This window comes from Peribacillus sp. NPDC006672 (genome assembly GCF_050274955.1).
Taxonomy (GTDB): domain Bacteria; phylum Bacillota; class Bacilli; order Bacillales; family DSM-1321; genus Peribacillus.
The window spans coordinates 217,155-243,978 of the sequence record NZ_JBNNOR010000006.1 but is presented as its reverse complement, the minus strand read 5'-3'; the positions used below and the strand labels follow the sequence as shown (position 1 = coordinate 243,978).

The following is a 26,824-nucleotide window of genomic DNA, read 5'->3' as shown; positions in this document are numbered from 1 at the left end:
AAAAAAATGGTAAAATGAAAAGGAGTTGATTTGAAAAATCGGGAGTGAAGAAAAAACATGAAGTGGACAGCAAAAGATCTTGACATGTATATGCAGTCAAAAGAGTATGTGGATACAGTTTTAATTCCTTTGGTTCCTTTATCTTTTGGGGGGCAAATGAAGCAAACGGGCTCAATGAATGAATTTCTTACCATTTTAAGCTTGGAAATTGAAAAGCAGATGAAAGGGAGAATTCTTTTATTGCCAACATTCCATTATTTAAGTGATGAAATGGATAAGGTGGAGCGATTAAATCGTTGGGCCAATGAAGTAAAAGAAAAAGATTTCAAGCATATTTTTTTCCTAACATCAGATTTTGAGTGGAAAAAGGAAGAGAGGGAATTGGAAAATAATTTAGTATGGATTCCTGCCATCCCTCTGGAGAGTCTTGAAATTGAACAATCCAGGGAAATGATTAACCAGCAGGTTCTCCAAATCCTTGATATTTTCACTTTTAATTGGAAAAATGAAAAAAAGTAGGATTTTTCGCATTATTTGACACATAGTTGCCACCTTTTGGGTTTTACAAATATTGACCTTGGTAAATTATTGAGATATCATGGAAATGTCCTAGTTTTATAGTGTTGCTATTTATTGGTCCTTTGGGCTCTCAGTATAGTAATAGAGGGGGGGAAAACGCATGAGCAAGCATAATGTTTCACGACGTCAATTCCTTAATTACACACTTACTGGCGTTGGTGGATTTATGGCGGCCGGTATGTTGATGCCTATGGTTAGGTTTGCAATTGATCCTGTATTATCATCAGATAAAGGCGGAGATTTCGTTGCAACTAAACAGAAGGTAAGTGAACTGACTACCGAACCAACCCGTGTCGACTTTAGTTTTAAGCAGGTCGATGGGTGGTATGAGTCTGAAGAAACAAATACAGCTTGGGTTTACAAAATGGATGATGGTACTATCGTTGCTTTATCTCCAATCTGTAAGCATTTAGGCTGTACAGTAGCATGGAATACGGATAAGTCTAATCCGAATCAATTTTTCTGTCCTTGCCATTATGGCAGGTATACGAAAGATGGAGTGAACGTGAAAGGGACACCGCCGGTTTCACCATTGGATGTCTATGCCACGAAAGAAAAAGATGGAATTCTTTATTTGGGTCAACTAAAACCGCATGGGGAGGCGTAAACATTGCTAACAAAGTTATATGACTGGGTGGACGAGCGTTTGGATATTACGCCGTTATGGCGGGATATTGCTGACCATGAGGTTCCTGAACATGTTAACCCCGCACATCATTTTTCTGCATTCGTATATTGTTTTGGTGGGTTAACTTTCTTTATTACGGTCATCCAAATCTTGTCAGGCATGTTCTTGACGATGTACTATGTCCCGGACATTAAAAACGCTTGGGAATCTGTTTATTATTTACAAAATGAAGTTGCCTTCGGTCAAATTGTCCGTGGTATGCATCACTGGGGAGCAAGTCTAGTTATTGTTATGATGTTTTTACATACTCTTCGTGTCTTCTTCCAGGGAGCTTACAAAAAACCGCGCGAGTTGAACTGGATGGTCGGCGTATTGATTTTCTTCATCATGCTGGCATTGGGCTTGACCGGTTATTTATTGCCATGGGATATGAAAGCGCTATTCGCAACGAAAGTTACTTTGACAATCGTCGAATCGGTACCATTAATGGGACCGGCACTCAAGACATTGATAGCAGGAGATCCAACCATCGTTGGAGCACAGACATTGACACGATTCTTTGCAATTCATGTATTCTTCCTGCCTGCAGCATTATTTGCTTTACTAGCGGCTCATTTCCTAATGATCCGAAAACAAGGTATTTCAGGTCCACTATAAAAGAATTATGAACCAAGAACCAAAAAAACCTTTTCATAAAGGAGGGGAATTGTTCAATGCATCGTGGGAAAGGTATGAAATTCGTAGGTGACTCGCGTATCTCCGCGGACCGTAAACCGAATATTCCGAAAGATTATTCAGAATATCCTGGGAAAACAGAAGCATTTTGGCCTAATTTCCTTTTAAAAGAATGGATGGTCGGAGCTGTATTTCTTGTAGGTTATCTATGCCTGACAATCGCACATCCGTCACCATTGGAAAGGATAGCAGATCCTACGGATACAGCGTATATTCCGCTGCCGGACTGGTATTTCCTATTCCTTTACCAATTACTTAAGTATACCTATGCTTCAGGACCTTATAATGCAATCGGGTCCATGGTAATACCTGGTTTGGCTTTCGGGGCATTGCTCTTGGCACCTTTTTTAGATCGTGGTCCAGACCGGAGCCCAGCGAAACGTCCTTTTGCTGTAGGCTTCATGCTATTGGCAATAGCAGGTGTTTTCTATTTAACATGGGAGTCTGCAGCCCATCACGATTGGGAAGCTTCTAAGAAGCAAGGAGCAATCGTGGAAGGTGCAGACATTGATAAAGAGAGCGATGGGTATAAATTGATGGATTCCAATGGCTGCATTAGTTGTCACGGAGCAGAATTAACTGGTGGAGCTGGAGCGCCAAGCTTAATTGACACTGGGTTAACCCCAGAAGAGATTTCCAAAATTGCTGTCAAAGGACAAGGTGCTATGCCAGCTGGTATGTTCAAAGGTTCTGATGAAGAATTGGCAACATTAGCTGAATTTGTATCTGGATTATCAGCAAAATAAAGTATCTATCGACAGCACTTTCCTCATATGCTGCCGAATGGAAAAGCTGACGACTGCGGTTGTCGGCTTTTTTATTGGAAAATTGAAGCGTAAAAGAAAAAAATTTGAAATGAATACTTGGTTTTCAAGTTGATGACCTGTAAAATGAGTATACATGAAAATGTCAGAGAGGGTTAAAGAATGAATGTTATCTACAGCTGGCTTGCGAATCGGCAAATGCTCGTTTTGTTATTAATAATAAATATATTTGGAACCGCTTTTGGATATTATTGGTACGGCAGTCAATTGGAAAATACTCCGGCCATTTTTTTGGCATTTGTACCGGATAGCCCTACAGCTAGCCTATTTTTTGTATTTGTATTATTGGCGTTCCTATTAAAAAGAAATTTTGGTCTTATGGAAGCGTTGGCGATAATAACACTTTTCAAATATGGTATATGGGCAGTTGTTATGAATTTAATGACCTTGGTGACAACAGGATCATTGCCATGGGAAGGCTATATGTTAATGGCTTCTCATTTGGGGATGGCGATTCAAGGGATATTATATGCACCATTTTACCGGATAAAACCTTGGCATTTGATAGTGGCGGGGATTTGGACCATACATAATGACATAATCGATTATGTTTTTGAAATGATGCCTATATACCGTGATCTATTGGTATATATGAATTCGATTGGTTATTTTACCTTCTGGCTCAGCATATTTTCCATTTTTGTCGGCTGGTACTTTGGGTATAGAAAAAAGCGAATCACCCTATCCTTCATTCATTAAAAAGTTAACCCCGCGTATAGCTTTGTAAAAGCGGGGTTAACTTTTTTATGTTGAACGAGGTCTACTCATGTTTTTTCTTTCATATCGTTTTAGTAGAGATATGAGGAGGGACGAGTAGCATGTTGAAAAAATTCATATTAACCATTGCTGTTTTATTTGTCGTCTTACATTTCCCTGTCTATGCAGAATCCTCTTCAAGTTTGGAGCAATTAGATAACATTTCCGACAGAGCCTTGGAAATGACCAAGTTGAAGCGATATGGAGATTCGGAAAGGATGCTGACGTTTTTTTCTGATCGGTTTTTAAAAGAGACAGCGAAAGAGCAGATACTTGACATGGACGAACTTCGAATTATCACTGTAGCTCATAACGAGGCGTTGATGACAATAAAGGATATGAATAAGGGAGACTCCGAAAAGGTTAATTCTGTCACAAAGTTCCGGCTTGTTGTCGATGCCGTCAAGTCTACCCATCAGCCCCTTTGGACAGAGATGGAGGATCAAATGATGAATTCTTTCCAGCAGACAAAGAATGCCGCAATCAATCAAGACACAATTACATTCAATAGCCAATTGAACTTATTCCTTTCACAATATGAAATGATATATCCAAGTTTGAAAGTCGACCTTTCTAAAGAAACGATGCAGCAACTGGACACGAGAATTCAATACATCAACCAATACCGTCCGGAAGTGATCAAAGATGAAGAAAGTCAAAAGGAACTTGAGGCGTTACAAAACGAACTAACCTCCATTTTTGATGATATGGGGGAAGATGATGCCGACCCTTCCCTTTGGTGGGTCATCATATCAACAGGCAGCATCATTATCTTGACGCTTTCTTATGTAGGCTGGAGGAAATATAAAGGTGATAGGGAAAAAACAAGGAAAGGACATAATGATTAAAAAGACATGGGAGGAGAACACTATATTTGACAGGGACGCCTTCAATCCATAGAATTAAGAGTAATAATAGTTATAGGAGGATACCATGTATTTCATTTATTTGGCGATTATCATTTTAATCCCGATTTATGCACAAATGAAAGTGAAAAGCACGTATAAAAAATATTCAAAAGTACCGGCTTCTTCTGGTATGAATGGTGCTGAGACGGCACGGGCCATTTTGGATCAAAATGGACTGTTCAATGTCAGGGTCGAAGAGACACCTGGAATGCTATCGGACCATTATGATCCAAGGGATAAAACGGTGCGTTTATCAACGGATAACTATCACGGCCATTCAGTTGCAGGCGTAGCTGTTGCAGCCCATGAAGTGGGACATGCGATTCAAGATAAAGAAGCATATGCGTTCTTACGTTTCCGTCATGCGTTAGTGCCTGTCGCTAACTTTGGTTCTAATATATCTTGGATTTTAATTTTAATCGGGGTGTTAGCCAGAATTCCAGGCTTATTAATAGCAGGTATCGTATTTATGTCAGCGGCAGTATTATTTCAAGTAATCACTCTGCCAGTGGAGTTCAATGCTTCCTCTCGGGCAATGGATCAACTCGTTTCTGTAGGAGTTATCCGAAATGACGAAGAACGGGAAACGAAAAGAGTATTAAGTGCAGCTGCGATGACGTATGTTGCTGCCGCTCTAGTTGCCGTACTGGAATTAGTTCGTCTTCTGCTTATGTATTCAGGAATGAGAGAAGAGGATTAATTAAAAAGGAGGACGCCATCAATGGCGTCCTCCTTTTGATTAATCTGCGTTTTTAAAAGCTTATAAAAATATTATTGCACTCTGCTTATAAAATTCAGATATTCGGGGAAACATTCAAAAGGATTACATTCCATTCGGTAATGCCCCTAGCCAATCGATTACCTTTCAATTGGGTTCTTATTCCCATCAAGGGTAAAGCCCTCACCTAATACGTCATGCACTTCACTTACAGATACGAATGCATGAGGGTCCACCGATGTTATGGCATTTTTTAAGCGGACAAGCTCATTTTTCCCAACAACACAATAGAGCACTTCCCTGTCATTGCGTGTAAAGGACCCATATCCCCTTAATACTGTTACGCCCCGCTCCATATCATTCATGATTTTTTCTGCAATTTCCTTGTTTTTCTCACTAATGATCATAGCGCCTCTAGCTGCATAAGCCCCTTCTTGCATAAAGTCGATTACTCTAGCACCTATAAATACGGCAACGAGGGTATACATCGCTTGCCGGTAATCCAGGTAGGTAAGGATGGATAGGCCAATAACAACGGCATCAAAGATGAACATGGTCCGTCCCATGCCAATTCCCAAGTACCGGTGGGCAAAGCGGGCAATGATATCTACACCGCCTGTAGTCCCCCCGTAACGAAAGATGATGCCCAACCCGACACCAACAAAGACCCCGGCAAACAATGCCACCAGCATCAAATCGTTTCCGAGATTGATTTCGATTTGGTATCTCTCGAAAACCCATAACCAAACGGAGAGGCCAACCGTTCCGATAATCGTATAAAAGAAAGAAGTTCGACCTAAATATTTCCAGCCTATTGCAAATAAAGGAATATTCAAAACCAAATTAGAATAAGAAGGATTTATCCCAATAAGTTGATATATAATCAAGGTGAGACCGGTGAATCCGCCTTCGGCCAGATGGTTTTGCATGTTAAAATGCACGAGCCCAAAAGCGAAGATTCCAGCCCCAAAAAGGATGAATAGAGTATTTTTCAATTTTAAGCCCAAAAGCATATCCCATACCTCCAAAGGTTTGCATATCATCAATTTACTTATTATAACTAATTAACCAACTATGGGCAATTTTGATTCTCGAACGTATCTGTTGTCATCTGTTTCACTTTTAGCTAACATGGAGAAGGTATAATGTGTGAAAACGAAAATCAAGAATGGGTGACTATATGGAAAATCACAAGACGATCCAACAAATGCAAGCGGAAGTCGACCAATACATAGGACAGTTCAAAGAAGGATATTTCAGCCCTCTGGCTATGCTCGCACGGATGTCTGAAGAACTTGGGGAATTGGCTAGGGAAGTCAATCATTATCATGGTGAAAAACCAAAGAAAGCAACTGAGGAAGAGAATACCGTTGAAGCGGAATTGGGGGACATGCTTTTTGTTTTAATTTGTTTTGCCAATTCTTTAGGGATTGACCTTCAAAGCTCACATGATAAGGTCATGCATAAGTTTACAACCCGTGATAAAGATAGATGGACAAAAAAAGAAGAGTAAATGGAGGGGGAAAGTAAAGATGAATAAAGTAAAAGTGATTGTGGCTGGTCCTCGTGGCAGAATGGGAAATGAAGCGGTGAAGCTTGTACATAGGACAGAAGAATTTGAATTGGCAGCTGTCATAGATCGTAAGCATAACGGGGTAAGCCTCTCCACAATAGAAGGTTTTCAAGGGATTGAAGCACCTGTTTATTCGGATATAAATGAATGTTTTTCTTCTGTAAAAGCTGACGTATTGATTGATTTAACCACACCTGAAGTGGGGATGTTCCATACCGAAATGGCACTTAACCATGGCATCCGGCCTGTAGTCGGAACGACAGGTTTTACAAAGGAAGATTTAGCGAAGCTGGATTCTTTAACAAAAGAAAAGGGCATCGGTTGCATCATCGCGCCAAACTTTGCAATTGGAGCCATTTTGATGATGAAGTTTTCACAAATGGCTGCAAAGTATTTCCCGGATGTGGAAATCATAGAAATGCATCATGATCAAAAACTTGATGCACCTTCGGGCACGGCTTCAAAAACGGCAGATATGATTGCTGCGGTACGTGAAATGAAACAACAGGGGCACCCTGATGAAAAAGAAACTATCCAAGGGGCAAGAGGGGCAAATGTAGATGGCATGCATATCCATAGTGTACGGCTTCCGGGACTAGTTGCTCATCAACAGGTGCTCTTCGGCAGTGATGGAGAGCTATTGACGGTTCGGCATGATTCCTTTAATCGGGCATCCTTCATGTCAGGGGTCAAACTCGCGGTCGATAACGTCATGAAATTGGATATTCTTGTATATGGCCTGGAAAATATTATCGAATAGGGAATGGGAGGATATACAATGAGAATTGCCTTAATTGCCCATGATAAGAAAAAGGAAGATATCATTCAATTTGTAACAGCCTATAAAGCTGTATTCGAGCAGCATGAATTATTTGCTACAGGTACGACCGGGAAACGAATTATGGAAGAAGTATCACTGCCTGTCCATCGCTTTCATTCGGGACCTCTTGGTGGAGATCAGGAAATAGGTGCAATGATTGCACGCGGAGAAATGGATATGGTCCTATTTTTCCGCGATCCATTGACATCCCAGCCACATGAACCTGATGTATCAGCGCTTATACGCCTTTCCGATGTCTATGAAATTCCATTAGCGACAAATATGGGCACGGCAGAAGTACTGATACAAGGTTTGAAACATGGGTATATGGATTGGCTTAAACTACGGAAAAAACAAGGTGAGATAAATGATAAACAAAAGTAATATTGATATCCTGGCTTTCGGCGCACATGCGGATGATGTTGAAATCGGTATGGGAGGCACGATTGCTAAATATGGGCAACAGGGCAGGGAAATTGTCATTTGTGATTTGACAAAAGCTGAAATGTCATCCAATGGAACCGTTCCATTGCGGCAAAAGGAAGCGCGTAAGGCTGCAGAAATCCTTGGGGTAAAGAGGATTTTCCTTGATTTACCTGACCGGGGTTTATATATGAAAGCAGAGTACATAGATCAAATCATTAAAGTGATCCGTAAATATAAACCTGCCCTTGTATTTGCACCTTTTTTGGAAGATCGCCATCCCGATCATGGAAACTGTGCAAAATTAGTGGAAGAAGCAGTTTTTTCGGCAGGAGTCAAAAAGTATATGGAAGAAAGTGGCCTGGACTCTCATCGTGTCCAAAATATGTACTATTATATGATAAATGGTTTTCACAAACCGGACTTCGTAGTGGATATCACTTCTTCAATCACGAAAAAGCTGGATAGCCTTAGAGCATATAGCAGCCAATTCGAAAAAAGTGATGTAACTGTTGAAACCCCGTTGGTGAATGGCTATATCGAGACTGTGGAGGCACGGGAGCGGATGTTCGGAAAAGAAGTGGGTGTCGCCTATGCGGAAGGATTCATGACAAAAAAGCCGTTACTAATCGATTCCGACTTGTTAGGAGAAAAATAATCTTATGAAATTAAAAATTGGAATTACCTGTTACCCTACAGTTGGGGGTTCTGGTGTCGTAGCAACTGAATTAGGCAAGATGCTTGCAGAAAAAGGACATGAAATACATTTCATTTCTTCAAGCCTCCCTTTTCGCTTGAATAAGATGTACTGTAATATTTTTTATCATCAGGTTGAAGTGAACTCGTACTCAGTCTTTCAATATCCACCATATGACCTGGCGCTTGCGAGCAAGTTAGCGGATGTCGTAAAAAGGGAGAAATTAGATATCCTTCACGTTCATTATGCGATTCCGCATGCTGTCTGTGCCATCCTTGCAAAGCAGATGTCAGGTAATGAAGTAAAGATCGTGACCACACTGCATGGTACGGACATAACGGTATTAGGGCATGATCCCTCATTGACCAATTTGATAAAATTCGGGATAGAGCAATCCGATGTCGTTACAGGGGTATCTAATTCTCTTGTGCAGGAAACGCATGATTTAATCTCTCCGGATAAGGAAATAAAAACCGTTTATAATTTTATTGATGAAAGGGATTACCATAAATCGAACTCCGAATACCTTCGGGATGAATACGGTATCAGGGAAGATGAAAAAGTAATCATACATGTATCGAATTTCCGTTCGGTCAAGCGTGTGAAAGACGTCATCCAGGCTTTTAATTTAACTCAAAAGGATATGCCCGCCAAGCTTCTACTCGTAGGAGACGGACCGGAAGTGACAACCGTATTGACATTGGCTAAAGATCTTGGAATCGATGAATCGGTTTTGTTTCTTGGTAAGCAGGATAACCTTGCCGAATTATATTCAATCAGTGATTTGATATTCCTTTTATCGGAAAAAGAGAGTTTCGGACTTGTACTGCTTGAGGCGATGGCATGTGGAGTTCCTTGTATCGGAACCAATATCGGAGGAATTCCGGAGGTCATCGTTGATGGCGAGACTGGTTATATTTGTGAATTGGGAGATGTTAAAACGGTTGCTGAAAAAGCGATTGGGCTTTTAAGCGACCCGGTTTTACATAAACGTTTTTCAGAGGCTGCGCTGGAAAGGGCCAACACCGATTTTCACTCGGATACAATCATGTCAGAATATGAAGCCATCTACATTAAAGCACTTGAAGGAAAATCTATGAAATAGGGAGGGGATGCTGATGGATCAGTTATTCTTAAAATCAGTACCCATTCTTGAATTAATTGAACAAGCAGGATTCGAGGCCTATTTCGTTGGTGGCTCTGTAAGGGATTATATCCTCGGCAGTCCCATCAACGATGTGGACATCGCTACTTCCGCAACACCCCAGGAAATCAAAAGGATTTTTCCTAAAACGGCTGATATCGGGATTGACCATGGAACAGTGCTTGTAATTACGGATTCAGGTACATACGAAATTACGACTTTTAGAACAGAAAGCGAGTATTCGGACTTCCGGAGACCAGATTCTGTGCAATTTGTCCGTTCTTTGACTGAGGATTTACAAAGAAGGGATTTTACAATGAATGCAATGGCAATGGATAAGTCCGGAAATATTATCGATCCATTTAATGGCAGACATGATTTGGCAGAAAAAAGGATTATCACGGTTGGCAACCCGCACGAAAGGTTTCATGAGGATGCTTTGAGAATGATGCGTGCATTAAGGTTCGTCAGTCAACTTGATTTTGAACTGGATCAAGAAACTTTTGATTCCCTTAAAGAGAACGGCCAGATCATCAGTGAAATAGCTGTCGAAAGAATCCTGGTTGAATTTGAGAAGCTATTGACCGGCATCAATAAAAAGAGGGCTCTCTCACTCTTATTAGAAAGTGGACTATTTCAATACCTTCCTCAATTCTCCAGTAAGAAGGATCATTTAGGGAAATTACTCAATCTTCCGCTTCATCAGCTAAAAGCCACAGAAATATGGTCTATAATCATGGTTCATACAAGTGATCAGGACATGGAAGAGGCATTAAGGGCATGGAAGCTGCCATTGAAAACAATAAGGAACGTTCAACGTATCATACAGCTGGTGAAGAAAGAACCATCCTTTGAAAATTCAACCATCGATGTATTTCAGGCAGGTCAGGGCATAACTGTACAAGCTGCTAAAGTCAAGGCAGCCCTGACAGGGGGAAATGTAACGGATGCAGAGGAGAACGCCCAACAACGATATAATGAACTCATTATAAAAGAAATGTCGGATCTTGCCGTTAAGGGGACGGATTTATTAATCTGGCATCAAGAAAAACCGGGTCCATGGGTGAAAGAATACTTGGAAAGAATATTGAAAGCAGTCTTGAATGAAGAATTAAGAAATGATAAAGAAGAAATAAAGAGGTGGCTTGAGAAATGCAATCTGAGTTAAGAACAAAGCTGATGGAAGCCCTCTCTAAAGCAGATGGTGCATTTAAATCCGGTCAGGAAATTGCTGAATATATTGGCTGTTCGCGTACAGCGGTCTGGAAGCATATAGAAGACCTGCGCAGTGAAGGTTATAATGTTGAAGCCGTTAGGAAAAAAGGCTATCGGATCATATCAGCGCCGGAAAAAGTGTCCGAAAGCGAAATACAACTTGGCCTGGAAACAAAAACAATCGGCAAGATGATCCACTATCAGGAAACTGTGGAATCCACTCAAAAAATTGCGCATCAATTAGCGAATGAAGGAGTTCAGGAGGGAACGCTCGTCGTTGCCGAGGAGCAGTTATCCGGAAAAGGAAGATTGATGAGATCTTGGCATTCCCCAAAATTCAGCGGCATTTGGATGAGTCTAATCCTAAGACCGAAAATCCCGATTCATGAGGCTCCTCAACTGACATTAATGGCCGCAGTCGCTGTGGCACAGGCAATAGAGGATACCACTGATTTAAAACCACAAATAAAATGGCCGAATGATATTTTGGTGAATCGTAAGAAAGTGGTAGGCATCCTGACGGAGATGCAGGCCGAATCGGATAGAATCCATTCTGTCATTATCGGGATTGGAATGAATATCAACCAGAAATTGGTGGATTTCCCGGAAGATCTGCACGAAAAAGCGACGTCCCTTTTCATAGAAAGTGGGGAAACTGTTTCAAGGTCCATGGTCATTCAAAGAGCGTTGTTTCGTCTGGAAAATTTGTATGACCTCTATTTAAATGAAGGCTTCATGCCGATAAAGGATTTATGGGAGAGTTATGCGATCAGTCTTGGTCAGGTTATCAAAGCCAGTACCGTCAATGATACGATTGTCGGAAAAGCATTAGGCATAACGGATTCAGGCGTTTTACTCCTAGAAGACGGAAAAGGAACCATACATTCGATTTATTCAGCAGATATTGAAATTCAGTAGATTTTTGTCAAAATCGTGAAAAATAAATAGAATTTTTGAATTTGGCTTGATATAATTCAAGTGGGCAGTATCTCATGTGAACTGCACCCCCATAAATACCAAATTATTTGAAAATCTGCCTTGATCCAGAGAATTGGACTGGGACGGAGGGATGAAACTTCTGATGGAACAAAGGGATTGACTAAAAAGACAAGTGCTGTTTATTGAACGATATGTGGTTTTTAAACCATTTTTCGTTGTGAAACAGTTACTTTTTTAGTCAGTCTTTTTTTTGCGTATGAATGTATAGACACCAGTTTTTATAACGCTGATGTTTTCATCTCCTCCATCAAAAAGGAGGAAACGTAATGAAATTGTCCGGGGATTTTTTGAAAATGAAACAAAATCAAGAGAAAATTGTCATGCTTACAGCATATGATTTTCCGTCAGCAAAGTTAGCGGAACAATCAGGTGTAGACATGATTTTAGTCGGCGATTCTTTAGGAATGGTCGTATTGGGTTATGACTCAACCATCCCTGTTACGGTGAATGACATGATCCATCATACAAAGGCAGTAAAACGCGGGGCCCCAGATACATTTGTTGTGACCGATATGCCCTTTATGAGCTATCACCTGTCTATGGATGAAACACTCAAGAATGCAGCACGTATCATGCAGGAAGGACATGCTGATGCCGTGAAGCTTGAGGGAGCAGGTGATGTTGTTGAAAAAATATCGGCATTGACAAAGGCAGGCATTCCGGTTGTAGCCCATCTTGGCTTAACTCCTCAATCAGTCGGAGTTCTTGGCGGATATAAAGTACAAGGAAAAGACGCCGATGCTGCAGCACAGCTCGTGGAAGATGCGAAAAAGTGTGAAGCGGCGGGGGCGATGGCAGTAGTATTTGAATGTGTACCATATCAAGTGGGAGAACTCGTCACACGGAATTTGGGAATCCCAACCATTGGAATTGGGGCAGGTGCAGACACGGATGGTCAAGTCCTCGTTTATCATGATGTCATCAGGTATGGGGTAGATCGTGTTGCAAAATTCGTAAAAGTTTATGGAGATGCCAATGAACTGATTGGCCAATCAATAATCAGGTATGTGAATGAAGTGAAATCTAAAGATTTTCCGTCGAAAGAACATTCATTTACGATGAAGGAAGAGCAGCTTACAGAGCTTTACGGAGGGAAAAGATGAAAACTTTTACATCAGCAGCTGATTTGCAACAGGCGCTCCAAGAGGAAAAAAGCCATCATAAAAGCATTGGCTATGTGGCGACAATGGGCTTTTTACACCAGGGGCATGCTACCCTTCTGGAAAAGGCGCGCAATGAAAATGATATTGTGGTATTGAGTATTTTTGTTAATCCGTTGCAATTTGGACCCAATGAGGATTTTGAAACATATCCACGTGATTTGGAACGGGATGAGAACGTCGCAGCAAAGGCTGGAGTGGATTATCTCTTTTATCCAACAGTCCACGAAATGTATGGTGAAGAACCATCGGTTAAAGTTATTGTCCAAAGCAGGACGGATTGTTTATGCGGAAGGCAAAGGCCTGGACACTTTGATGGTGTAGCGACAGTCTTAACGAAGTTCTTCAATATCATCCTCCCTGATAGGGCTTACTTCGGTAAGAAGGATGCCCAGCAAGTTGCCGTGATAGATGGATTGATCCAAGACTTTAATTTCCCGATCCAGCTTGTTGCTGTAGATACCGTACGTGAAGAAGATGGGTTAGCGAAGAGCTCGCGTAATGTATACCTATCAGTTCAGGAACGCATGGAAGCTAAAGAGTTGTACCAAAGTTTATTAAAGGCAAAAGAGGCGGTTGAATCAGGTGAAAGAAATGCTGCAAGCGTCACTGCTCTAGTAAGTGAACATATTTGTGCACATACAAGTGGAGTGATTGACTATATTGAAGTCTATCAATACCCGGAACTTAAACCAATTGAAACGCTATCAGGAAACGTCATCATTGCAATGGCCATTAAGTTCGAGCATGCAAGGCTAATTGATAATATCACTATTAATATAGAATAAATAATGATCAGGGGGGAAATTAAATGTTTCGAACGATGATGAATGGAAAAATCCACCGTGCAAGGGTAACTGAAGCAAATTTGAACTATGTTGGCAGCATTACAATTGATGAAGACATAATTGATGCGGTGGGAATTCTGCCAAACGAGAAAGTCGCCATTGTGAATAATAATAATGGTGCGCGTCTTGAAACGTATGTGATTGCGGGTGAACGGGGGAGCGGTGTTGTCTGTTTGAACGGAGCGGCAGCAAGACTGGTGCAGCCGGATGATATCGTGATAATCATTTCTTACGTGATGGTATCAGAGGATAAACTGGGAGATCACAAACCAAAAGTTGCGATTATGGATGAAAACAACAAAATCATTGAGCTGATTTCAAACGAACCTGCAGCAACAATCATGTAAGCGGAAGGCCGGCACATGTGCATGAATCATGCATACGGGTGCCGGCCTTTTTCGTCTAGAGATGAATGGCGGAATTTTTGGGAACTTGTTTTTTAGAATGGGTTTGATGAACGGCTTGTTTCCTTTATTACGATTATTATGGTATAAAAAAGATAAGAGAATTCCATCAGGAAGTGGAGAAAGCGAAGTTTGAGGTGTACAATTCATGACGCAACGATATGTAGTGGTCGATTTGGAAACAACAGGGAATTCCCCAAAAAAAGGGGATAGGATTATTCAATTTGCTGGCGTGGTCATCGAAAATGACCAAATTGTCGATGAATACTCGACATTCATCCACCCTGGTCAGGAAATTTCCTTGTTTATTGAAGAATTGACCGGAATAAGCAACGAGACCGTAAAAAATGCACCTGACTTTGAAGATGTCGCAGAAAATATTGCCCGGCTGATAGAAGGGGCTTGTTTTGTTGCCCATAATGTTTTATTTGACTTATCTTTTTTACAGGAGGAACTAGTACGCTGTGGATTTGAGCCGTTTTATGGTTCCACCCTTGATACAGTGGAGTTAGCAAAAATATTAAAACCAACATCCGATGGATACAAGCTGCACCAACTGGCTAAAGAAGAAAACCTAGATCATTCCAGGCCCCATCAAGCGGATAGTGATGCATATGCCACCGCTTTATTATTGTTGGAATTGAAAAAAAAGCTGATGAAACTTCCGGTGATGACGCTTAAACAGTTATATCGATTATCTTATTCCTTACAAAGTGAGATTTCCGAATTGATAGATGCTTGCATTGCAAGCAAACTTGCTAAAGCAGAAGTCCATTCACCTGAACTTATAACTTATCGGGGCCTTGCATTTAAAAAGGCAGACGTAGAAAGTGATCATAAAGACACGGAGTCAGAATTCCCGCTCGATAATGAGGAAAAAATAGCCATGCTTCAACGTGCATTTCCTGCTTTTGAAGCAAGGAGCGGACAGCTTGATATGATGAACATGATTCACGATTCCTTCGAATCCAGCCATGATGCAATCATTGAAGCTGGGACAGGTATTGGAAAATCCTTAGGTTATCTGCTTCCAGCCGTTTATTTTGCAAGAAAACATCAAAAACCGGTCGTCGTTTCGACATATACGCTTCAGCTACAGGATCAACTTCTCCAAAACGAGGTTCCTAAGCTGAAGGCAATCCTTCCCTTCACCTTTCAAGCTGTTTTGTTAAAGGGGAGAAGTAATTATTTGAGTTTGGCAAAGTTTGAAAGGGCGTTGCGTGAAAAGGAAGATAATTATGAAACGGCATTAACGAAAATGCAGATATTGGTTTGGCTTACTGAAACTGTAACAGGAGATAAAGATGAATTGAATCTTACAAGCGGTGGTCAGCTGTTTTGGAATAGACTGCAAAGTGATGGTCTTACATACGCCGGTTTAAAACAGCCCTGGCTTGAATTGGATTTTTTTGAAAGGGCAAAAAGAACGGCGGTCAAGGCGGATATCATCATTACAAATCATTCATTTTTAATGACGGATCTACTTACAGAAGACGCTTTGATTCCCAAGAAAGGGTATCTGATACTCGATGAAGCACACCATTTTGAACAGGCTGCATCTAAACAACTAGGAAGCAGGCTTAACTATATTTCGGTGAAGACGGTTTTGAACAGAATAGGGACATCAGATCAAAAGCAATTATTGTACAAACTGGACAGGTTACTCTTAAATAATGGACTGACAGATGGGAAGCCTACGCATGAATTAGACCAAAAGCTGAATGATTTCTCCTATGAATTCGAACAGCTATTTTATTACATCTCCAATCAAGCGGAAAAACTTTCACGTTCCATGAGTCCGAAACGACTTTCATTCAAAATAGATGATGGTAGATGGGGTAAAGCGATCCTGGTTGCTGAGCGATTGGTGGACTTGTTAGGATATATCATTACGGAGTTAGAGAAAAGATTGGCTCTTTTATTGAATAATGAGTCCCCCTTAGGGAAAAATTCATTATTTTACTTAAATGATATCGAAGTGCTGCTTGGACAATTGCAGGACACAAGGGACTCCTTACATGAATTTTTCATTAAGCCGCATGAAGAGAATATATATTGGCTTGATTATACGAATGCGGCACCTCAGCATGGGGTGACACTGACGGTTCAGCCGATTGCAGGAAGCAAATGGTTGTGGGATTCCTATTTCGGGCACCAAAAAAGTGTAGTAATGACATCAGCGACCCTTGTCGTGAAGGATTCTTTCAATTATTTTAAAGAGCAACTCGGTTTAGAGAATGAGCCAATGCAGACAGCAAGATTTCCTTCACCTTTTCCATATAAGGAACTCGTAAAGGTACTGGTTCCAAGTGATATACCGGATATCAATTGCTTATCAATGGAGGAATTTTCCGAAACCGCGGCAAACCACATTATTGCGGCCGCTCAGGCAGCCAAAGGCAGGATGATGGTATTATTCACCTCTCATGAGATGCTGCGGGCAACCTATTATTCCATCAAAGACACTGGGGTTCTGGATGAGTTCACCCTGTTTGCACAAGGGATTTCTGGTGGAAGCCGTATGAGGCTGCTCAGGAACTTCCAAAACTTCGAGAAAGCCGTCCTTTTTGGGACAACAAGCCTTTGGGAAGGCGTCGATATTCCAGGCGAGGATTTATCTTGTTTAATCATTGTCAGGCTGCCTTTTTCTCCACCGGATGAACCAGTGACAGCTGCAAAATGCCAACTTCTTGAGAAGCAAGGGCGTAATCCTTTCTCTGCGTATTCTTTACCAGAAGCCTTGTTAAGGTTCCGGCAAGGCTTCGGCAGGCTTATACGCACTCCAGAAGATAAAGGGGTTTTGGTTATTCTCGATCGCCGCATCGTCACGGCCAAATATGGTCATGAATTTCAAAAGGCCATTCCGCAGGTCGACTGGCACCAAGCCTCAATAACAGAAATGGCTGATATGATAGAAGAATGGATTTAATGAATCTTTAGATGATTCATTATGCTAATTGAATTTTTATGAATTTATAAAGAAAAATAACTTTTGAACTGGTATAATGTGAAAGGTGGTAAAGCCTTCAAATCCTATTCATACCAGTGGTTGTTGACAAATTTTAAAAATGGAGGGGCGTTTCATGGAAAGTAAAATAGAAGTAATTTCGACAGTCAGGTTGCAACATTCTCCTGATTTGTATAAAATTGTGGATTCTTTGAACCGAACATTGAAAAGAGATGACTTAATGTTCGGTCTGGCATTGGATTCCCAAGATCAAGAAAAAGCGATATTTACAATTTATCGTACATAGAAAGAGGGAAAAGCAGCTTTGAAAAAATGGTTGATTATTGCTTCTATCCTAGTCCTTTGTTTTATCGGATTTGTCGGCGGGGCATATATTAAAGCGTTGCAGCCTAAAAAAGAAGCTGGTAATGAGGCTTTTAAAAAGGCGAAGGAAAAAGGCGGCCTTGTGACCATGGATGAATTCTACCTTTATAATGGAAAGGATTCATACTCCGTCATCATTGGTAAGGGAGAAAAAGGGACTAAAAAAATAGTCTGGCTTCCTGAGGACAAGAAGAAAGAAATAGTAGTGGAAAATTATAAAGATGGTAAAACAAAAAAAGAAATATTAAGCATTGTCAAAGATAAGCTCAATCCTCAAGAAATCATTTCAGTTAAGCTGGGCATGGAAAAGAACGTTCCGCTTTGGGAAGTAACTTATCTTGATGAATCCGAGCGTTATAACTATGATTATTATGATTTTAAAACTGGGGAATGGCTTAAGTATTATCGAAGCATTTGAATGGGGGATTAATTTAAAATGAAATTAGCTAACCGAGTTCAGTCATTAACGCCATCAACAACATTGGCCATCACGGCAAAAGCAAAGGAACTTAAGGCTCAAGGTCTTGATATTATTGGTTTGGGGGCAGGTGAACCAGACTATAATACGCCCAAACATATTATAGATGCAGCTGTTCAATCCATGAATGAAGGTCAAACTAAATACACGCCATCTGCAGGCCTGCCGAAGCTAAAAGAGGCAATTGCAGCTAAATTGAAGCGTGATCAAGGCTTGGAATACAAACCGTCTGAAATTGTAGTTGGCTCAGGTGCAAAGCATGCGCTTTACACATTGTTTCAAGCGATCCTGGATGAAGAAGATGAAGTCATCGTTCCGATACCATATTGGGTGAGCTATCCTGAGCAAATCAAGCTTGCTGATGGTAAGCCAGTTTATGTAGTCGGTACAGAAGAAAATCAATATAAAATCACTAAAGAACAATTAGAACAAGCAATCACCGAAAAAACGAAAGCGGTTATCATCAACTCGCCAAGCAATCCAACTGGCATGCTTTATTCCAAGGAAGAACTAGCGGCTATCGGGGAAGTTTGCCTAGCTCATGATATCTTGATCATTTCCGATGAAATTTACGAAAAATTGGTTTATGGAAATGCTAAACATACATCCATTGCAGAGATTTCACCTGAATTGAAAAAGCAAACGATCATCATCAATGGTGTTTCTAAATCGCATTCGATGACCGGCTGGAGAATTGGTTATGCAGTTGGTGAAGAGTCCATCATTAAAGCAATGACGAACCTTGCTAGCCATAGTACATCAAACCCTACGACAACTGCTCAATATGGGGCGATTGCCGCTTATGAAGGTACACAGGAGCCTGTTGAAGAAATGCGTCAGTCATTTGAAGGCCGTTTGAATAAGATATATGATAAATTGGTTGAAATTCCAGGGATCAGCTGCATTAAACCACAAGGAGCATTTTACTTATTCCCGAATGTTAAGCGTGCAGTTGAATTAACGGGGTACAGCAATGTCGAGGAATTTACGACTGCGTTGCTGGAAGAAGCTCAAGTGGCTGTTATTCCAGGTTCAGGGTTTGGTGCACCTGATAACATCAGGCTCTCTTATGCAACTTCATTGGAATTGCTGGAAGCAGCCGTTGAAAGAATCCATTCATTCGTTAAATCAAAAATGGCATAATTTTTTTAAAACCTGCAGACTTCCTGGCTACATGAGGGTCTGCAGGTTTTTTAGTTTGAAAAAATCGAAATAATTCATTTGGGAAGAAGGCATGATAATGCATTCTTAGGTTATTTCAAAAGGCGAGGAAAAAGTGACAGGCTCAAGGATTTCCTGGAATTATTAAACCCATCCCTTCACCAAGGGAGTTTTTCTCATTTGCATACGTAACCGATCATAATGAGAATCAGGATTTGCAAATAAAAAAGAAAATCATATATGATATTTTATAAAAACCAATTGCAATCATATATGATTTCATATATGATAAAAATATGGAAGATAAAAACAAAAACCCCAGCAAAAAGCAAATTGCTTATGAGCACCTTCGTAAATTAATTTTGGATGGAACATACGGTTCCGGACAGCGGATCATTATCGATCAGATGGCAAAAGAACTTAGTTTAAGCCCGATTCCTGTCAGGGAAGCGATCAGACAACTGGAGTCTGACGGCCTTATTCAATATAAGCCTTATAGTGGAGCAGTGGTTACAAGTATTAATGAAAGCGAATACATTGAAACCCTTTCTGTTTTATCTTTGCTTGAAGGCTATGCAGCTGCTCTCAGTTCTTTAACGATGAATGATCATGATTTTGATCATCTAATTAAATTAAACAAAGAAATGGAAAAAGCGCTACATAACTTTGAATTAGAGCTGTTTGGTAAGTTAAACGAATGTTTCCATGCGGAAATTTATGAAAAATGCGGAAATTCCTTTTTATTAGAGGAAATTAAACAGGCGCAACAAAGAATGAATAGAGTCAGAAAATCCATGTTCACCATGGTGCCGCAACGAGCAGTCCAATCCATTCGTGAACATGAAAGCATCATAAAGCTTCTACAGGAAAAAGCTTCTTTTGAAGAAATTGAATCATTGGTAAGAAAGCATAAATTGAATGCCATCAGTACATTCAAGCAGAGGGAGGAATCTAATCACGATCAGGCACTTTGATGACCTAGGCTTTGTTTTATGATAGTCGATCGATTATTTATAAAAACAAAGCCGATTTTTTTACTTATATTAATCCGAATATTCAAATAATGAAAGGGTGGAAGAAAAAATGTATGAGGATATCAAAAGTCGTTTAAGAGGATCCATCGCTCCAGTAATCACTCCGTTCGATGAAAAGATGGAAGTGGATGTAAAAGCAATTGAAAATCTAGTAAACTGGCATATTGAAAGCGGTTCCCATGGAATCTCGGTATGCGGGACTACCGGCGAGCCGAGTTCACTAACGATTGAGGAACGGGAATTAGTGATGGAAACGGCAATTAAAGCAGCAAAAGCCCGTGTTCCAGTTGCACCAGGCACTGGATCTGCCAATCAGAAAGAAACGTTGCATTTGACAAAAAGGGCACAGGAAATGGGTGCGGATGCTGCTTTAGTCATCGTTCCTTATTACAATAAACCGAATCAACAGGCACTTTACAATCATTTTAAGACGGTAGCTGATTCTGTTGATATCCCGCTTATCGTTTATAACATCCCCGGAAGAACGGCGACGAATTTAGAAGTGAAGACATTGGCACGTCTTGCTGAAGATTGTAAGAATATTATTGGTGTAAAGGAATCAAATAAGGATTTTGAACATGTGAACCGTGTCTTATTGAATTGTGGAAGGGATTTTCTCTTATATTCGGGCATCGAATTATTATGCTATCCAATGTTGGCTATTGGAGGGGCAGGACATATAAGTGCTACAGCTAATATCACTCCTAAAGAAGTGGCGGAAATTTATAACCATTGGGTGGAAGGTGATGTTGATAAGGCACTTGACCTCCATTACAAATTAATGCCATTGAATGATGTGTTGTTTAAAGAAACCAATCCAGGACCATTAAAAGCTGCGATGGGGATGATGGGGAAAATCAATCCTGCATTAAGGCCGCCTATGGGGCCGCCTTCGGAACCATTGGAAAAAGAACTGCGTGAAACCCTTCAATCATACGGGCTGATTGACCAAATAATCCAGTCATAATTGCTAGATTGGGAAGATTGCAGAAATCCTAACGATTATTGTCATCTTCCCGAATTAATTTTTAAAGGAGGATTTATCATGCAAACTTTTCCCGTGCAAGATGTCAAGCATTACATCAATGGTCAATTTGTCGATGGTATCTCAGGAAAAACATTTGAAAATATAAGCCCTTTTAATAATCAAGCAATCAATAATGTGGCAGAAGGGGTTAAACTGGACATTGATCAAGCGGTAGCTGCTGCAAGAGCTGCATTCGATAACGGTCCATGGAGAACGATGAAAGTGGAAGAAAGATTGAAGTACATTAATAGGATTGCTGATTTAATTGAAGAAAATGCCGAAGAAATTTCCTATTTGGAATCACTTGATACAGGGTTGCCGATTAGCCAGACAAAAAAACAGGCAGCTAGAGGAGCGGAGAATTTCCGTTTTTATTCTGAAATGGTGAAAAGCAGGCTTATAGGAGAATCGTATCAAATGGATGATACTTTCATCAATTATACGATTCATAAACCGATAGGAGTAGCGGGATTAATCACTCCTTGGAATGCGCCTTTCATGTTAGAAACCTGGAAAATCGCCCCGGCCCTTGCAACAGGTAATACTTGTGTCCTAAAACCGGCGGAATGGTCTCCTTTAACAGCCAATAAATTGGCTCAAATCATTGATCAATCCGGTTTACCAAAAGGCGTATTCAATATCGTACATGGTTTTGGGGAGACAGCAGGGGCATCCTTGGTTGCCCATCCTGAAGTCCAATTGATATCCTTTACCGGGGAAACGACGACTGGCACTGAAATCATTAAAAATGGCGCGGATACAATGAAACGTTTTTCCATGGAACTCGGAGGTAAATCACCAGCGATCATTTTTGAAGATGCCGATTTAGAAAAGGCCCTGGATTCAGTGGTTTGGGGAATCTATTCATTCAATGGGGAGCGCTGTACAGCTAATTCCAGGTTATTTGTCCATGAATCGATAATAGACCAGTTCGTTGCAGAATTGAAGGAACGTGTTCATAATATCAAAATTGGAAATCCAATGGAATCAGGAACGGAAATCGGACCGCTGATCCATCGAAACCATTTTGATAATGTCTCCCGTTATCTGGATATAGCAAAAGATGAAGGTGCAGATATTGTAAGCGGTGTCATACCGAGTGAATTTAAGGAAGGGAATTATATCGCCCCGACGCTTCTCCTGAACTGTACAAATGATATGACGGTGGCACAGGAAGAGATTTTTGGACCAGTCATGGCAGTCATTCCTTTTAAGTCGGAAGAGGAAGTACTGAGAATGGCCAACGATGTAAAGTATGGGCTTGCTGCTTATGTATGGACCAATGATATGAAGCGTGGACATAGATTTGCTCAAGCTGTCGATAGTGGGATGGTCTGGGTGAATTCACAAAATGTAAGGGATTTGCGGATACCTTTTGGAGGATCGAAATATAGTGGGGTAGGACGTGAGGGTGGCCATTATAGCTTTGAATTCTATACAGAAACACAGGTTATCCACGTGGCAATTGGAGAACATCACATTCCAAAATTTGGGGATGTAAAACAAAATGCCGTTTCTTCTGCTGAAAAATAATCCGGGTTTCATTTAAGAAGGGGAGAATACTATGAACTTTTCTATTATTCGTGTTGCGAGAACGATACTTAATGTCACAGATTTAGACAAATCAAGAGCCTTTTATGTGGATGCTTTAGGTTTTATTGAAACGGAACGAACAAATGATCACATATATTTACGTGGTTTAGAGGAAGCGCATCATCACTCGCTTATCTTGCAAAAGGCAGAAAAGCCAAGCGTGGAAGTGATAGGATACAAGGTTGAAAAAGAGGAAGACCTTAAAGAATTGGAAACTTTTTTCCTTTCCAAGGGAATGAAAATGAAGTGGATGAAAGAAGGAACACAGCATGCACTGGGCAAATCCCTCCGAGTTCAGGACATTTCCGGATTGCCAGTGGAATTTTTCAGCAAAATGGATAAAGCCGAAAGATTGCTGCAACGATTCGATTTGCATAGGGGTTCAAGGGTCCAAAGGATCGATCATGTGAATTGTAGTGTTCCAGATGTACAAAAAGCCCATGATTTTTATGTAAAAGAATTAGGCTTTGCCTGTTCAGAAGATACTGTCGATGAGTCGGGTCAATTATGGGCCACCTGGCTACATAGAAAACAAACTGTCCATGACCAAGCATTCATGAACGGAATCGGTCCAAGACTTCATCATGTAGGCTTCTTTCTGCCAGATCCCCTTGCACTTATCCATGCGTGTGATGTGCTGGCATCACTCGGATATGCAGGGTCCATCGAACGCGGACCCGGAAGGCATGGCCTATCCAATGCATTCTTCCTATATTTAAGAGACCCGGATGGTCACAGAATCGAATTATACAATGGGGATTACTTAACGTCTGACCCAGATACCGAACCGATTCATTGGAATCTGGATGATCCAAGGCGGCAGACATTCTGGGGGGCAAAAGCTCCGGATTCATGGTTTGATGAGGCTTCTGCTGTCCTTGATATAATATCAGGTCAAGAAGTTTCTCTTGAGGAACCGATACTGGAAAAAAGCAAGCCTGAATTCATTATCTGATTGAAGCGGGGGTTAGCGGGTGAATGGTCGAGTGTCTCAACAAAACTGACTTGACATTAAAAGGCCAATTTGGAGAGAGTGCTAATTCAATACCTGTTTCAATGACTACTGAATCTTAGAACCAATCCTTTTGTTACTGGTTAAGAGATGGACTAAGGAAGGTCTGTCTTATGAAGTTTTTAATGGAACCTTTCAAGAAGCAATGAAAGGAAGATGGATTTGGATTCATTCATGTACAGCACTCACTTTCCAATATTAATATACAAGCAGAACCGTTTGTGATGGCTCTTGCAGTTTCGAGGGAATTCATTTGTGACATCAAGAATTTATAAGCGAAAAGCATTGTTTTACAGCAAGATTTGAAATTGGCGGTCATGACATTTCCTCACAAGGAAAATCATGGATCGATCAACACCTAACATTACTTCATTAGAGCAAAAAGTAAAATTAATGCAGGAATTAGGTGTAGGAACCTTTATAGAGATCATTAAGGGCAAATGCACGCCTACTAAAAGATATGGTCTGGGGCAGGGCAGCAGTGGGTACTTACTGCTGCCCTATCTGTAAGCGTCAGACGGAAGGAATTCGGGTTGTGAACCGAGGAGCAAAAGGAGTGGGACCTTAGAACCTCTTACAGTAGATTTTTTTATCCCCTGACTTGCAATTCATTTGAAATCTGGCAATTGGATGGAGGAAGGGGATATATCCCATTGAAGAGAGATGCCTACAATGGTGAAGATCAAGACTTTTGCTAAGTTACCGTCCTTGGAAATATAAATACCAGAAGAGGTGTGAAGTGATGGTTCAGTTTGAAAAACAAAACCCTGAAGAATCGGAACAAACCAATCTATTGGATTATGAAAAGATTGTTGTTTCCAAAGAGTTTCAGCAAATGATTTCCGATAAAAAGAAATTTGTCATTCCTTTTACGATTTTTTTTATGGGATATTCGCTTCTTCTGCCCTTCTTAGTTTTTTACACAGATATCCTGGATCACCCTTTCATTGGAGACATAACATGGGCATGGGTGTACGGTGTCTCCATTACGGTTATGTCTGTATGGGTTTGCAGCATATATGTAAGGAAATCAGAAAGAATCGATGAACAAATTAAAGAAATCATCGAGAAAGAAGGGCTTTAACATGAATTGGACAGTTATTATTCTATTTGCGCTAATGTCGATAGGCACCCTTTTCATCACGTATTTCGCATCCAAAAAAACTAAAACGGCAGGTTCTTTTTATACGGCTGGGGGCGGGTTGACAGCTAGGCAAAATGGACTTGCATTGGCCGGAGATTTTATGTCTGCTTCCACGTTTTTAGGATTGATTGGGGCATTTTCCCTAACGGGGTATGATGGTTTTTTCCTTATGTACGGGGCACTTGTTTCATTCCTGGTCGTTTTATTCCTAGTAGCTGAACCTTTACGGAACTTAGGGAAATACACATTGGCCGATATGGTGACTACGAGGTTTAAGTATAAACAGGTCCGGGGAGTGACCGCCTTTAATACTCTGGTGATATCAGTCATGTACATGCTGGGTCAACTTGTTGCGGCAGGTGCTTTATTTAAATTGCTTTTAGACATCCCGTATAATGCATCTGTTATCATCGTAGGTATTGCAATGTTGGTATTTGTTCTTTTTGGAGGAATGACGGCAACAAGTTGGGTGCAGATCATTAAAGCCATCCTGTTAATTGGCGGGGTGTTTATATTATTCATGATTGTCATGTGGAAGTTGAATTTTAATTTCGTCGGGATTTTCACGGCTATGAAAACAGCGACACCTATGGGTGCAGATTATTTGAAAGCAGGTATTAAATATGCCAGTGGTTGGGATGCAGCTTCCTTGTCACTAGGCCTTATTCTAGGAACAGCAGGTCTGCCTCACATTTTAATACGTTTTTTGACTGTCCCGAATGCACAAGTGGCAAGAAAGTCGGTTGTTTGGGTGATGTGGATTATGGGTGCTTTTCACATCATGGTCATTTTTCTCGGATTCGGTGCAGCGAAGTTGGTTGGAACATCGAATATCATAGCTGCAAACCCAGCGGGGAACATGGCTGCACCTTTATTGGCCCAACTTGTGGGCGGGGACATTTTATTCGCCTTTATTGCAGCGGTATCATTTGCAACGATACTCGCAGTAGTTGCGGGAATCGTATTAACAGGTGCTACGGCTTTTTCACATGACTTTTATAATGAAATATTAAAAGATGGAAAAGCGACGGAAAAACAGCAAATGATGATGGCAAGATGGGCTTCCGTAGGCGTGACGGCACTTGCGATCGTTTTATCATTAGGTCTGCAGGAATTCAATGTAGCGTTTCTAGCATCGATTGCCTTTACATTGGCCGCAAGTTCGAATTTGCCAGTCATCCTTCTTACGATCTATTGGAAAAAATTCAATAAAACCGGTGCAATATTCGGTATGATGACTGGTCTTTTAGGTACACTTTTACTCGTAGCCTTAAGTCCAAATGTTTGGAACCCTGTTCCGGGAGCCACCATTATTACAGGTAACCCGATTTTTCCTTTGAATTCACCAGGGATAGTGTCCATTCCGCTTGGGTTCCTGGCATGCTATTTAGGTGCCCTGTTCGGTAACCGCCGGTCAAATTTAAAAACGGTTACAAAAGATAATTTTAATGAAATCCTCGTAAAGTCCAATACTGGGCATGACGTTAAGGGTGTTGTGCGACATTGAAGGATGTAAAAGCATGCCTATAAGGATTTCAATGTTATGGTTAAATAAGGAGCAAGTTACTGCCCTTGTGAATGAACTGGGAAAAATCAGCCATCTACCTTAAGGT

General features: G+C 40.8%; 28 protein-coding genes. 27 read left to right on the top strand and 1 reads right to left on the bottom strand.

Annotation, left to right across the window (positions count from 1 at the left end; all coding sequences use genetic code 11):
• The first annotated feature begins 57 nt into the window (after window positions 1-57).
• The 7 genes from ACQKKK_RS12295 to ACQKKK_RS12265 all read left to right on the top strand — a co-directional run bounded on the left by ACQKKK_RS12295 (window position 58) and on the right by ACQKKK_RS12265 (window position 5,130).
• Window positions 58-519, top strand: a complete 462-nt coding sequence (locus ACQKKK_RS12295; RefSeq protein WP_427616439.1) for a YpiF family protein — start codon at window positions 58-60, stop codon at window positions 517-519.
• A 160-nt stretch (window positions 520-679) separates the two neighbouring features.
• The gene (locus tag ACQKKK_RS12290) at window positions 680-1,186 is read left to right on the top strand and encodes a ubiquinol-cytochrome c reductase iron-sulfur subunit (RefSeq protein ID WP_427616438.1); all 507 of its coding nucleotides are present in this window, start codon (window positions 680-682) and stop codon (window positions 1,184-1,186) included.
• Window positions 1,187-1,189: 3 nt separating this feature from the next.
• A complete protein-coding gene (gene qcrB, locus ACQKKK_RS12285; protein ID WP_034307974.1) occupies window positions 1,190-1,864 on the top strand; it encodes a menaquinol-cytochrome c reductase cytochrome b subunit in 675 nt (224 codons plus the stop codon).
• Window positions 1,865-1,920: 56 nt separating this feature from the next.
• Window positions 1,921-2,688 (top strand): c-type cytochrome, encoded by a 768-nt coding sequence (locus tag ACQKKK_RS12280; protein WP_427616437.1) that lies wholly within the window; start codon window positions 1,921-1,923, stop codon window positions 2,686-2,688.
• A 180-nt stretch (window positions 2,689-2,868) separates the two neighbouring features.
• On the top strand, window positions 2,869-3,465 hold the full coding sequence (locus ACQKKK_RS12275) for a DUF1405 domain-containing protein (protein ID WP_427616436.1): 597 nt from the start codon (window positions 2,869-2,871) through the stop codon (window positions 3,463-3,465).
• Between the two features lie 119 nt (window positions 3,466-3,584).
• Window positions 3,585-4,370, top strand: a complete 786-nt coding sequence (gene ypjB / locus ACQKKK_RS12270; protein ID WP_427616435.1) for a sporulation protein YpjB — start codon at window positions 3,585-3,587, stop codon at window positions 4,368-4,370.
• An 85-nt stretch (window positions 4,371-4,455) separates the two neighbouring features.
• A complete protein-coding gene (locus tag ACQKKK_RS12265) occupies window positions 4,456-5,130 on the top strand; it encodes a zinc metallopeptidase (protein WP_427616434.1) in 675 nt (224 codons plus the stop codon).
• 158 nt (window positions 5,131-5,288) lie between these two features.
• Here ACQKKK_RS12265 and ACQKKK_RS12260 read toward each other — a convergent pair whose 3' ends face one another.
• Window positions 5,289-6,161 carry a YitT family protein gene (locus ACQKKK_RS12260; RefSeq protein ID WP_427616433.1) on the bottom strand — a complete coding sequence of 291 codons (873 nt, stop codon included), beginning with the start codon at window positions 6,159-6,161 and terminating at the stop codon, window positions 5,289-5,291.
• Between the two features lie 167 nt (window positions 6,162-6,328).
• Here ACQKKK_RS12260 and ACQKKK_RS12255 point away from each other — a divergent pair, with 167 nt between their 5' ends.
• The 20 genes from ACQKKK_RS12255 (at window position 6,329) to ACQKKK_RS12160 (ending at window position 26,718) form a co-directional block, all read left to right on the top strand.
• Entirely contained in the window at window positions 6,329-6,661 is a 333-nt protein-coding gene (locus tag ACQKKK_RS12255; RefSeq protein ID WP_427616432.1) for a nucleotide pyrophosphohydrolase, read from the top strand.
• Between the two features lie 19 nt (window positions 6,662-6,680).
• Window positions 6,681-7,481, top strand: coding sequence for a 4-hydroxy-tetrahydrodipicolinate reductase (gene dapB, locus ACQKKK_RS12250; RefSeq protein ID WP_427616431.1), 801 nt, complete (start codon window positions 6,681-6,683; stop codon window positions 7,479-7,481).
• Between the two features lie 18 nt (window positions 7,482-7,499).
• Complete coding sequence (locus tag ACQKKK_RS12245) at window positions 7,500-7,925, top strand: methylglyoxal synthase (protein ID WP_427616430.1); 426 nt, start codon at window positions 7,500-7,502, stop codon at window positions 7,923-7,925.
• A complete protein-coding gene (gene bshB1, locus ACQKKK_RS12240) occupies window positions 7,909-8,622 on the top strand; it encodes a bacillithiol biosynthesis deacetylase BshB1 (RefSeq protein ID WP_427616429.1) in 714 nt (237 codons plus the stop codon). The genes ACQKKK_RS12245 and bshB1 overlap by 17 nt, the downstream gene beginning before the upstream one ends.
• Before the next feature lie 4 nt (window positions 8,623-8,626).
• Entirely contained in the window at window positions 8,627-9,766 is a 1,140-nt protein-coding gene (gene bshA, locus ACQKKK_RS12235) for an N-acetyl-alpha-D-glucosaminyl L-malate synthase BshA (RefSeq protein WP_427616428.1), read from the top strand.
• 13 nt (window positions 9,767-9,779) lie between these two features.
• A complete protein-coding gene (locus tag ACQKKK_RS12230) occupies window positions 9,780-10,973 on the top strand; it encodes a CCA tRNA nucleotidyltransferase (protein ID WP_427616427.1) in 1,194 nt (397 codons plus the stop codon).
• Window positions 10,958-11,938: a biotin--[acetyl-CoA-carboxylase] ligase gene (locus ACQKKK_RS12225; protein WP_427616426.1), complete on the top strand. Its 981-nt coding sequence runs from the start codon at window positions 10,958-10,960 to the stop codon at window positions 11,936-11,938. The genes ACQKKK_RS12230 and ACQKKK_RS12225 overlap by 16 nt, the downstream gene beginning before the upstream one ends.
• A gap of 347 nt (window positions 11,939-12,285) precedes the next feature.
• Window positions 12,286-13,122 (top strand): 3-methyl-2-oxobutanoate hydroxymethyltransferase, encoded by an 837-nt coding sequence (gene panB / locus ACQKKK_RS12220; RefSeq protein ID WP_427616425.1) that lies wholly within the window; start codon window positions 12,286-12,288, stop codon window positions 13,120-13,122.
• A complete protein-coding gene (gene panC / locus ACQKKK_RS12215) occupies window positions 13,119-13,967 on the top strand; it encodes a pantoate--beta-alanine ligase (RefSeq protein WP_427616424.1) in 849 nt (282 codons plus the stop codon). The genes panB and panC overlap by 4 nt, the downstream gene beginning before the upstream one ends.
• Before the next feature lie 23 nt (window positions 13,968-13,990).
• Window positions 13,991-14,374, top strand: coding sequence for an aspartate 1-decarboxylase (gene panD / locus ACQKKK_RS12210; protein ID WP_427616423.1), 384 nt, complete (start codon window positions 13,991-13,993; stop codon window positions 14,372-14,374).
• Between the two features lie 205 nt (window positions 14,375-14,579).
• Entirely contained in the window at window positions 14,580-17,360 is a 2,781-nt protein-coding gene (gene dinG, locus ACQKKK_RS12205) for an ATP-dependent DNA helicase DinG (protein ID WP_427616422.1), read from the top strand.
• A 154-nt stretch (window positions 17,361-17,514) separates the two neighbouring features.
• Complete coding sequence (locus ACQKKK_RS12200; RefSeq protein ID WP_427616421.1) at window positions 17,515-17,685, top strand: YpmA family protein; 171 nt, start codon at window positions 17,515-17,517, stop codon at window positions 17,683-17,685.
• Between the two features lie 18 nt (window positions 17,686-17,703).
• Window positions 17,704-18,180 carry a DUF5590 domain-containing protein gene (locus ACQKKK_RS12195; protein WP_427616420.1) on the top strand — a complete coding sequence of 159 codons (477 nt, stop codon included), beginning with the start codon at window positions 17,704-17,706 and terminating at the stop codon, window positions 18,178-18,180.
• A gap of 18 nt (window positions 18,181-18,198) precedes the next feature.
• A complete protein-coding gene (locus tag ACQKKK_RS12190) occupies window positions 18,199-19,383 on the top strand; it encodes a pyridoxal phosphate-dependent aminotransferase (RefSeq protein WP_427616419.1) in 1,185 nt (394 codons plus the stop codon).
• 314 nt (window positions 19,384-19,697) lie between these two features.
• Entirely contained in the window at window positions 19,698-20,375 is a 678-nt protein-coding gene (locus ACQKKK_RS12185) for a GntR family transcriptional regulator (protein WP_427616418.1), read from the top strand.
• A 109-nt stretch (window positions 20,376-20,484) separates the two neighbouring features.
• Window positions 20,485-21,402, top strand: coding sequence for a 2,4-dihydroxyhept-2-ene-1,7-dioic acid aldolase (hpaI, locus tag ACQKKK_RS12180; RefSeq protein WP_427616417.1), 918 nt, complete (start codon window positions 20,485-20,487; stop codon window positions 21,400-21,402).
• Window positions 21,403-21,480: 78 nt separating this feature from the next.
• Window positions 21,481-22,995, top strand: coding sequence for a 5-carboxymethyl-2-hydroxymuconate semialdehyde dehydrogenase (hpaE, locus tag ACQKKK_RS12175; protein WP_427616416.1), 1,515 nt, complete (start codon window positions 21,481-21,483; stop codon window positions 22,993-22,995).
• A 31-nt stretch (window positions 22,996-23,026) separates the two neighbouring features.
• A complete protein-coding gene (gene hpaD, locus ACQKKK_RS12170; protein WP_427616415.1) occupies window positions 23,027-24,010 on the top strand; it encodes a 3,4-dihydroxyphenylacetate 2,3-dioxygenase in 984 nt (327 codons plus the stop codon).
• A 799-nt stretch (window positions 24,011-24,809) separates the two neighbouring features.
• Window positions 24,810-25,151 (top strand): DUF485 domain-containing protein, encoded by a 342-nt coding sequence (locus ACQKKK_RS12165; protein ID WP_427616414.1) that lies wholly within the window; start codon window positions 24,810-24,812, stop codon window positions 25,149-25,151.
• A 1-nt stretch (window position 25,152) separates the two neighbouring features.
• Window positions 25,153-26,718, top strand: coding sequence for a solute symporter family protein (locus ACQKKK_RS12160; RefSeq protein ID WP_427616413.1), 1,566 nt, complete (start codon window positions 25,153-25,155; stop codon window positions 26,716-26,718).
• Window positions 26,719-26,824: the final 106 nt, after the last annotated feature.